This is a genomic window from Candidatus Thorarchaeota archaeon, from assembly GCA_013388835.1.
GTDB lineage: Archaea > Asgardarchaeota > Thorarchaeia > Thorarchaeales > Thorarchaeaceae > JACAEL01.
Genome location: JACAEL010000074.1, coordinates 21,834 through 31,284 on the forward strand (window position 1 = coordinate 21,834; position 9,451 = coordinate 31,284).

At 53.8% G+C, this 9,451-nt stretch carries 10 protein-coding genes; 7 read left to right on the forward strand and 3 right to left on the reverse strand.

Annotated features, from left to right (window positions below; all coding sequences use genetic code 11):
* Positions 1-9: 9 nt before the first annotated feature.
* Positions 10-897, forward strand: coding sequence for a site-specific DNA-methyltransferase (locus tag HXY34_12430; GenBank protein ID NWF96940.1), 888 nt, complete (start codon positions 10-12; stop codon positions 895-897).
* Here the strand turns inward: HXY34_12430 and HXY34_12435 are convergent.
* Positions 890-1,603: a hypothetical protein gene (locus HXY34_12435; protein NWF96941.1), complete on the reverse strand. Its 714-nt coding sequence runs from the start codon at positions 1,601-1,603 to the stop codon at positions 890-892. The two genes, HXY34_12430 and HXY34_12435, sit on opposite strands and share 8 nt — an antisense overlap.
* Before the next feature lie 587 nt (positions 1,604-2,190).
* Here HXY34_12435 and HXY34_12440 point away from each other — a divergent pair.
* Complete coding sequence (locus HXY34_12440) at positions 2,191-2,421, forward strand: hypothetical protein (GenBank protein ID NWF96942.1); 231 nt, start codon at positions 2,191-2,193, stop codon at positions 2,419-2,421.
* An 850-nt stretch (positions 2,422-3,271) separates the two neighbouring features.
* Positions 3,272-3,451 carry a hypothetical protein gene (locus HXY34_12445; GenBank protein NWF96943.1) on the forward strand — a complete coding sequence of 60 codons (180 nt, stop codon included), beginning with the start codon at positions 3,272-3,274 and terminating at the stop codon, positions 3,449-3,451.
* A gap of 258 nt (positions 3,452-3,709) precedes the next feature.
* Here the strand turns inward: HXY34_12445 and nrdD are convergent, their stop codons facing one another.
* Positions 3,710-5,857, reverse strand: coding sequence for an anaerobic ribonucleoside-triphosphate reductase (gene nrdD, locus HXY34_12450; GenBank protein NWF96944.1), 2,148 nt, complete (start codon positions 5,855-5,857; stop codon positions 3,710-3,712).
* Positions 5,854-6,156 carry a thioredoxin family protein gene (locus tag HXY34_12455; protein NWF96945.1) on the reverse strand — a complete coding sequence of 101 codons (303 nt, stop codon included), beginning with the start codon at positions 6,154-6,156 and terminating at the stop codon, positions 5,854-5,856. Before HXY34_12455 ends, nrdD begins: the two co-directional genes overlap by 4 nt.
* A gap of 337 nt (positions 6,157-6,493) precedes the next feature.
* Here HXY34_12455 and HXY34_12460 point away from each other — a divergent pair, with 337 nt between their 5' ends.
* The 4 genes from HXY34_12460 to HXY34_12475 form a co-directional block, all read left to right on the forward strand.
* Entirely contained in the window at positions 6,494-7,117 is a 624-nt protein-coding gene (locus HXY34_12460; GenBank protein ID NWF96946.1) for a thymidylate synthase, read from the forward strand.
* Between the two features lie 106 nt (positions 7,118-7,223).
* A complete protein-coding gene (locus HXY34_12465) occupies positions 7,224-7,838 on the forward strand; it encodes an Lrp/AsnC family transcriptional regulator (protein NWF96947.1) in 615 nt (204 codons plus the stop codon).
* Positions 7,839-7,863: 25 nt separating this feature from the next.
* Positions 7,864-8,463 carry an N-acetyltransferase gene (locus HXY34_12470; protein ID NWF96948.1) on the forward strand — a complete coding sequence of 200 codons (600 nt, stop codon included), beginning with the start codon at positions 7,864-7,866 and terminating at the stop codon, positions 8,461-8,463.
* A 7-nt stretch (positions 8,464-8,470) separates the two neighbouring features.
* On the forward strand, positions 8,471-9,451 hold a 981-nt coding region (locus HXY34_12475), incomplete at its 3' end, for a GTP-binding protein (GenBank protein NWF96949.1).

Here is a 9,451-nt window from a genome sequence, read left to right on the forward strand (position 1 = left end):
CTGAGAACGATGCAGTCTACCCGAAGGATAACGAAGCCCCTTGACATACCATATACACGGACCTGTAGTTGTCCTGAGAAGCACATCAACTGCATGACTGCAAAGGAGTGGATTCAGAGTCAGGTTGCCATATGGGAGTTCTTCTATGAGAAACGCGATCTGAGGGACAAGACCGTCCACCCTGCGGTGTTTCCGATTGCACTCGCAGCCAAGTGCATCAGCCTCTTCACACACGTAGGAGAACTCGTTCTCGACCCCTTTGTTGGAAGTGGCACAACTCTTCTCGCTGCCGAGGACCTGGGACGCAACGCGGTGGGATTCGACCTGAAGAGCGAGTATGTTGACCTGTGTTACTCCAGGCTGGGACAGACGCGACTCGAAGGTGACTCACAACAGATTGCGGTCTGCGATGATGCAAAGAACATACCAGAATACCTGAGAGAGGAGACCGTTGCGCTCGTGTTGACCTCACCACCCTATGCGAACATGCTGAACCGCCGGAGGAAGAACAAGAGCATTAGGGGGGACCTGAGGAACAACGAACACTATCTCACAGTCCAGCAATACTCCAACGACCCACGTGACCTTGGGACAATGGAGCCAAAGAGATACGCAGAAGCACTCGGAGAGATCTACGCTGGGATACTGCCGCTCTTGAGGCCTAAGGCGCACTCTGTGATCAACATAACGGACCTGTGGTGGGAGAACAGCAGAGTCCCGGTCCACATCTACACTGTCGAAGCCATGGAGAGAGTGGGATACGAACTGAGGAACATAATCATATGGGACCGCCGGAACCTAGTGAATAAAGTGGGCATCTTTGGGTGGCCGAGCAACTACATAACGCTTGGAACAACGTTCGAATACATACTCGACTTCTGGAGACCTCCTAAGTAGCAGGTATGGTTCCACTCTTCACGAAACTCGCCATATCCGTCCCAAAGCGCGTATTTGGACGGAGGAAGGATGGCAAGTCTTCGTATCGCCTTCTCAATTCACTCAACGTTTCAGGAGGCAGATACACGTAGCCTCCGGTCTTCGCTACCGCCTTCTGCAGCTCCTCGATGTTACCTTCTGTGAACTCCCCCGGGTCGTCAAAGAAACCAAACATCGAGTCCCCGTCGAACACCAGACCCCGCGTAGCACGCTCGCGAATCTTAAGGTTCTTGATTTCAATCCGATGGACGCATATGGATGACTGGATGGTGGGATGATACAAGGTGATGTCCGAGCGCTTGTCACGAACTCTGTAGTGAACGTCCCTCTTAAGACCCGCCCGAGAGAGGGCGACCTCAGCACATAACTCGGATGACTTGCCGCTAAGTGGCTGTATACTCTGGCTAATCTTCCGGCTTATGCCAATGATGAAGCTGTCATACTCAACTCCGTCGATAGTGACGGGCTGCAGAAGGGCTTCCCGCACAATGGCCTTTGCACTCTCCGAGATTCTTAGAGTCTTAAGGAAGGCATCGACCTGCTCGCGGAGGTAATCCTTCCTGTGACGTTTCATGCTTGCCCACATCTCAGAGTGTAGAGCATTGATGTCTATGTCAGGGTTCCTGGACAGAATCTCGTCTAGAAGTGTCCTTGCAGAGGGCATCATGTCCGCGGCGCTCGGTACTCAGGAGTGAGCCATTCTTAATAACCCGAGTAAGATGAGTGAACAGCAGTCGTAGCATCGATGGTAACAGGACTGCTTTCCTGCATCCTTGATCCTCTGAACCTATCATACTGTGTACCACATCAAACAGATGCGAGGTGGTAACTGGAAGAATGACCGAAACTCCAATGAATGCTGAGAACTTGCGAGTCTTCAGATTCAGGTACTATGTGTGGGTCATTACATGTGTAGCAGCGTGTGTCGCAGGGCAGATACTGCTCGTCTGTCTTCAGAATGGTTTTACTCTGCTGGTCCAGCCTGTTTTGTCGTTTTCGTCACCCATGTTGCGGTGCTAGGTGTGTTATGGTGGTTTCACATCGTGGTTTCAACCATGTCAAGGATGCCAACTCAATTCAGTACTGCAACCACAGGAGCGAATCCCGGCGATGGAGTCACGGAATCGGTCACGAGTGAACGCATCAGGCTTATCAACGCGGAGGTCGAGTTTCGTAAGGGAATCCGGTCCATTATGGGGCACTCACTCGTCATCGTGACAGCAGTGGCGTTGCCTGTCGTTGCCGTCTTGAGCTTTGTCGGTCTTCATCTTCGACGACTCCGTACCGGTTCTCCTGGGTATCGTGAGCGCGCCTCGGATTGTCGGTCATACTACTCTGGCCCTCTCAATCGTAATACTTACTGAGGCGGCTGTAACAAGGTATCAGGCAGGACGGGTTCTGATTATCGACGGTAATCCGACGTCGGCCGGGAATAGATTCATCGAGTCTGCTCTTGCAGGAAGAGAGAAACAGCGACACTGTTGATTCGGGTACCGAGTCCCCGACTGCGAAGGGTAGACTTTGGCACCGCGTTGAACTCGAGGCGCAATCCAAATGCACAGAAGACAAGACGGACCAACAAGGATAGTAAACAGCTCAGCATGTGGGATGAATGCTAATTGCATCGGACGTATGGCATATACCTGCGCTTGTTGATGAACTTCTGCTGTTCGGCACGATTGAACGAAGTGACGCTCTGCGTGTAATAGGTCATGCGGCTAAATACATCACACTTCAGATGGCCACACTTGGAGCACTGGATTCTGGATGACACCTCCACTGAGCCAAAGCACGCTGTCCGCCAGTTGATGCCAGCATGATAGTTACAGGAGGTGCAGTTTAGTACATCTTTGGTGTGGCCTTAATACACATTCTGAGTTTGATGAGCAATCTCGACTGTCAAACAATGTTATGCTCCGATGTCTGGTAGCAGACTCATACCACACACATTTGAATTGACCCACTTTCCATATGCGGCCAGTGGAAGTGGCACTGCCTTTCGCCCTTGGTTGCCTTCATGTTCACCAACTCCATCGAGTTCCACTGTTGGATGTGTCAATCGACTGGAGATGCGTGCAGGACTATGTCCGAGATGCCCGGTTCACTAGACCATTGTATGTCCTTCCGGAAGTACATCATCTAGAACACCTCTGTCGCACATACACGTTCTGCCGCGAAACACTAGGGCTGTGAGATGCGCATGACAAGGGGACTGTTAGCAACCACAGAACGTTACAATGGTCTGAAACCTGATACTAAGGGAATACCTCAGTTTCCTCTGCCATGTTGCCATTGGCGGAAATAGCTTTGATCGCACGATTCGGCTGGCAATCCAGTGATTGACCCGGAGTTGACAAGGATAATATGGGGACGAATTCCGAAGAAGACAACGGAGCACTTGATGACGACCGACAAGATGGCAGCTGTGCTTCGGATGGCCCAGCGGGACCTGCTAGGAGAACGACGCGCTTTCTCTCCCCGAGTCTGTTGCATAATTGATGTGATACTCGGGTAGAAAGAGGTAATGGGGTGCGATGGCTGTTGAGGTGCCATGAACCTCACCTACAATCAGGCCTATGACATGTGTTTTTGAAGGTCATCGCCTATGACGCACAGCGACTACTCCATATCTTCTGGGTGGACAGATGAATTATGCAAGAGTCTCTCTCCCCGAATGGGACTAGACCAATCTATGATGAAACCCACTTGGTCAGAAGCGTTTCAATGCGATCTGCGAATGCATTCAGGCGTTCTGCAGTTATCTATCAATTGTTCAGCCCAGCATGTACCTGTGCCTGTCGATGAACTCCTGTTGCTTGGCAGGATTGTACGAACTCAACGCTTGTTGATAGCCCGTGATGCGGCTGATCACATCGCACCCCACATGTCCGCACCTTGGACACTGGATCTTCGACAGCTCATCGATTGAAGTGAATCGTGTTGTCCGCCAGTCGATGCCAGCCTGATAGTTGCAGGCGGAACACACAAGTGTGTCCTTGGTGAACGAGAAGTACGCGTTCAGGGTCTCTCTGGCAATCTTCTTCGTCAGTGCCCAGAGTGCATCAGGGTCCGGACTGGCCTCGCCGAGGAAGATGTGTGTCAGTGCGCCTCCGTCCATGTACGGGTGGAACATACCCTCTTTCCGTACCCGCTCGCTCAGTGGCAGGTCAGCCGCCACGTCGAGAGCGGTGCTGTTAGTGTAATAGACATGCGGGTGAGACCCCCTGAGGTACTTTCGGATTCCGGGGTACATCTTGTAGTCCTTGGACGCAAGCCTTCCCGCGGCGCTCTCTGCAGGAGTACGAGTCACGGCGAAGTGCAGTCCGGTCTCAGCCCTGAACTCGTCGGCCCGCTGCTTGAGATGCTTGAGGACCTTGATACCGAACCGCGACCCCTCGCGCTCGTGGAGGCCCTGTCCGGTCACTATTGCGGCCATCTCGTTGAAGCCCACTGTGCCGAGCAAGTACTCCCTCTTCTCCATGTCAATGAGAGGCTTGCCGTTGGGTCTCGGCTGGGTGTAGAAGGGCACGCTACCGCTGGCGATGAGCTTCTCCATCAGGCGCTTCTTCTCCATTATCACCTGCTTTGACATCTCAATGTACTCGTCGAGTTTGGCGAAGAACTTGTCCTCATCACTGCGTCCCAGCCATGCGGCACGACCAAAGTTGGGGGTCACCATCTGTGAGGCTCCAAAGACCATGTTACCGCTCAGGAACTCCTCCATCTCCTCCTTGCTGCTCGCAGTCCACAGGTGTGAACAGCAGCTGCTGCACCCTGCCTCTATGTTTGACCTCCAGTTGAGGTAGTTCTCGAAGTAGGGAGACCCGAACTTGGCGGTGAGCTCTGCCACCAGTCTCCACGAGTCGTCGTACTCGGGGCCCATGAACTCCTCACGAAGGACGATGTTGGGCTTGGGGAAGTTGAAGCCCTTACCCTTGGAGTCTCCAGCGATCATGACCTCCATGAACGCATTGAAGAACAGCTTGGCCTCTTCCTCGAAGTCGCCATAGGTGAGGTCAGTGACGCGTCCGCCCGGGAGGACTGCCGGGACACTCCGCATTATCTTCGGAATTCCCGGGGTCAGGTCAACGCTTGAGAATATGACCTGTCCTCCTCTGGCAACGTACTGCTGAGTGAGCGTGAACACAAGCTGCTGGGCAGCCTGCTTGATTGCCTTGTACGGCTGGCCTCGCATGAAGGGTGCGAGGAATGTGTTGTAGAAGAAGTATCCCTGACCGCCGGCAAACGAACTCTGAGCTGCTGCCAGCCAGATTGCAGAGTGATTGACCGCCACATGCAGATGATGGGCGGGTCCTGCTGCACTGGAGTGCATTCCTCCGAGACCGTCGGGTGCAATGCCCAGGAGGAGCACCTGTCTGAGGTCCCATGTTGCACAGTAGTCTCTGGTGGAGAAGTACTCGCGGTCCTTGATGTAGATGTCGCCTCGAAGATGAGCATCGGCAAGGTGAGATGGAATGCTCAGGTAGGTGTGCTGTTCCATGACCTGGTCGTGAACCAGCTTGGCTATGGTCTCAGGATTGCGCATGAGGTTGGCATTGGAGGTGTACTGCCCGGGAGCGTTTATCAACAGGTCGAGGTCGTACATCGGAATGCCCACTCTGGTGTAGCGCATTCGCGCCTTCTCCAGACCCATCTCAGCCAGTACGCTGTTGCACATCTCTCGTATCAGAGGGCCAGAGAGGAATCGGATGCCGGACGCTGCAATCCTGTCCATGACCCGCACGGCGACCATGTGGGCGGTCGCCTCGTCAATACCAGTCTCTAGCCTCAGGCTGTTGATGATGCGGCTGGAGTCAAAGGGCTCCATTGTGTCACTGGTCGTTCGAACCTGTGGGAGCTTCTTCTCGCGAGCACGGAGATCGTCTGCGTCGCCGTGAACTGATGCGCCGATGTCTGTCATAATGTACCAACTCCAAGCTTCTGTCTGACGTCTTCCACGCTGGGAACTTGACCACTGTAGAGCAACCTGAGTCCGTGGCTGTCTTCCACAATCACGCTCGGGGTCGAGGCAATGAACACCTGTTCTTCAAGTAGTCTGAACTCCAGGTCAGGGTCCATGCTCTGCAGGTCCACGGTCTTGAGCTGTATGTTCGTCCCTTGCAGTGCTTCACTCAAGACCATCTTGGCAGCTGGGCAGTTCGGGCAGCTGGGCTGCGTGAACAGGTATACGGTCTGATGAGTGTCCTCTCCCGGCATCATGGCTATGCAATCCCTTCTCGTTGGACGGGTGACAGTAGATGAGCAACATCTGTGATTATAAGACTTGTCGAGACGGAGATGGGCCTTTAGAGGCCGTCCGGGACCATACTGCGGAGGGAGGCGACTGTGCAGAATACGCACAGACACTCGTTCAGAGCGTGTCTAATAAGGTCCTAGATGACCAAGACTCTGTCGCCCGAAAACAGCCCCCGAGAACCAAGAGGCTGGCTCTGCATCGCTTGCATAGGAGTGACTCTGGTTGTGCATGAGCGCCAAACCCGGCTTGCGGCACGACACCCATAAATGGTACGCTCAGGCTCAGACTTGTGATTGCAGAATGCCGACATACATCAAGGCCAGGACTCCTGTTGATGGGTGGCGTAGGATAGTCAGGACGATAATGGAGTCGGGAATGGAACGAGTTGATGAGAGAGGGATTCCGACACGATGGGTGGACAATGCCATGATTCACATTGTGGACCCATATAGCGAGAGGGTGACTTCGGAGTATCCCTTCAGTGAGACTGTCCTGAGAGAGAAGTATGCCACACAACTGCTCAACCCTGATAGAATGGGCTTTGATTACACGTATGGCGAGAGGCTGAATGCATGGGGAGAAGAGGCGCTAGACCAGTTGGACTATGTTGTCAGAAAGCTGCATGAGAACAGACACACACGGCGTGCGGTCGCCACCACATGGGACCCAAGACGAGACACACACAACGATGAGGTCCCATGCTTGAACCACTTTGTCTTCATGGAACGAGAGGGAGTCCTGGACTTGTCGGTGACTATCAGATCGAATGATATGTACGGTGCATGGCCTGCCAATGTCTATGCGCTCGGAGAGCTACTGAAGAACATCGCCGAGCGGACGAACATACAACCGGGTAGCCTTACGACTCTGTCAGTCAATGCACACATCTACAAGCATGATTGGGACAAGGCATCTCGAATATGAAAAGTATCTTGATGCGTTCAGTTAAAATAGGTCGGAAACCGGAATGTGTCACAGGGGTTTCTTGCTGTAACCGGCTGAACCATACATGCGCCGGAGGCAGACCGCAATGGATGATACTGACAAGAAGATGATGTCCATACTACAGGCGAACGGACGAGTGAGCCTCTCGGAGATTGGCAAGGCGCTCGGCATGTCGCACGTCGCAGTCAGCAAGCGGCTGGACAAGCTGATCAGCGAGGATATGGTCCAAGTCACTGCAGGTGTCAATGCGGAGAAGCTAGACATGAAGATCCTGTTCATGGGACTTGAGGCAGAGAGTCTTGAGGTCGCAGACAGAATAGTTGAGAAGTACAAGTCATGCCCTCGACTGCTCACCCTTGCAACAGTGACGGGCAGATACAACCTCTTTGCGGTCATGGTCGCAGAGGACACATGGACACTCGAGTCAATCATAGGTACATGCAGTCTGAGAACGGAAGCTGGCATAAGGCGGTCTGAGAGCTGGTTCGGTAATGCACCCCTGCAACCCAAGTTTCTTCAGGTCAGCCTTGCACCTCATCAGACTGGAGGCACCGCAGGTCCGTGCAAGTCGGACTGCGCCGATTGCAAGAGGTATACCTCGCTCAGGTGTGTTGGGTGCCCATGCACAACGGCCTACAGGGGCACGGTGTGGGCGACGCCGGAGAAGCAGAAGGGGAGAGGCACTAGGAGCAAGAGTTAATTCCCTAAGGTATGGGCCTGCCCCTATGACCGATGTGAGCAAGGTCTTCATTCACCCACTGGCCGTCGTGGACGAAGGAGCCAAGATAGGCGACGGAACACGCATCTGGCACTTCGCTCATGTTAGAGGCTCTGCCAAGATAGGGACAGGTTGTAACATAGGAAAAGACGTCTATGTTGACGCGGATGTCGTAATCGGGGACAGAGTGAAGATACAGAATGGCGTCTCGGTCTATCATGGCGTGACTATCGAGGATGATGTCTTCTGCGGACCACACATGACCTTCACCAACGACCTGTATCCCCGTGCCTTCGGAGACGCGTGGACGGTCTCGAAGACGCTGGTCAGGAGGGGTGCCTCAATAGGGGCGCACGCGACAATAGTGTGTAACACGACGCTGGGCGAGTATTGCATGATAGGTGCAGGTGCTGTCGTGACAAAAGACGTTCCTCCACACGCACTCGTGGTGGGAAACCCTGCGCATATCGTGGCGTTCGTCTGCAAGTGCGGTCAGCCTCTGAAGGAGGAGATGAAGCGCTCAGCCGAGTCGGTGCTGCTCAGGTGCAGCAAGTGTAAAGAGCAGATCACTATACCCATGGCCGACTACAAGAAGAAGGTCGGTTAGCACTCAAGTGTCGCAGCTCTACAAGAGGTTCGTCAACGAGAGAGTCCAGCCACTGGTCGGCAAGGTCAGACAGATAAGGAACTGCACGATAATCGCGCACATTGACCACGGCAAGACGACCCTGGCAGACTCGCTCATTGCCTCATCGGGTCTACTGTCTAAGGAGGTGGCTGCAACTGCTAGGCTTCTGGACAGCGACCAGATAGAGCAGCAGAGAGGCATCACCATAAAGGCTTCAGGTATATCATTGGTTCATACCAAAGGTGAAGCGGCACATCTTGTGCATCTCGTAGACACACCAGGGCATATCGACTTCTCGAGCCATGTCACCAGAGGTCTTCGGCTAACGGATGGGGCCATCGTTCTCGTCGACGTCATCGAGGGAATCATGGTGCAGACTGAGACCGTCACGAGGCAAGCGATGAAGGAGCTTGTGCGTCCAGTCCTGTTGGTCAACAAGGTTGACAGGCTGATCACTGAGAGAAGGCTCTCACCCACAAAGACTGCAGCAGAGATTAATCGGACGGTCAGGGAATTCAACACCATGCTTGGGAAGTACCTCTCCGACGACATCTTGGAGAAATGGGAGGTGTCCTTCAGGAGGCAGTCCCTTGCGGTTGGTTCTGCCCTAGACAAGTGGGCCATCGACATCCAATCACTGAAGAAGAGAACGGAGGGGAGCGAGGAGCCGTCACGACTGGCGGAGGCATTCATGGAGATCCTAGAGGAGATAACCCATGCGTACGGAGAGGGGAGGGAGAAGACTCTGACGACTCAGTATCCCATCGCTGATGCAGTACTCGACGCCGTCATCGCCAGCGTACCCAGTCCTGACTGTGCACAGGCATACAGGATTCCTTCCTTCTGGACAGGAGAGACTTCCTCCACATCCGGGCGAGCCCTTCTTGCTTGCGACCCATCAGGACCCTGCATTCTTCTTGTGGCGGACGTGCAGCCAGACATTCACGCAAACACTGCTGCATCAGTA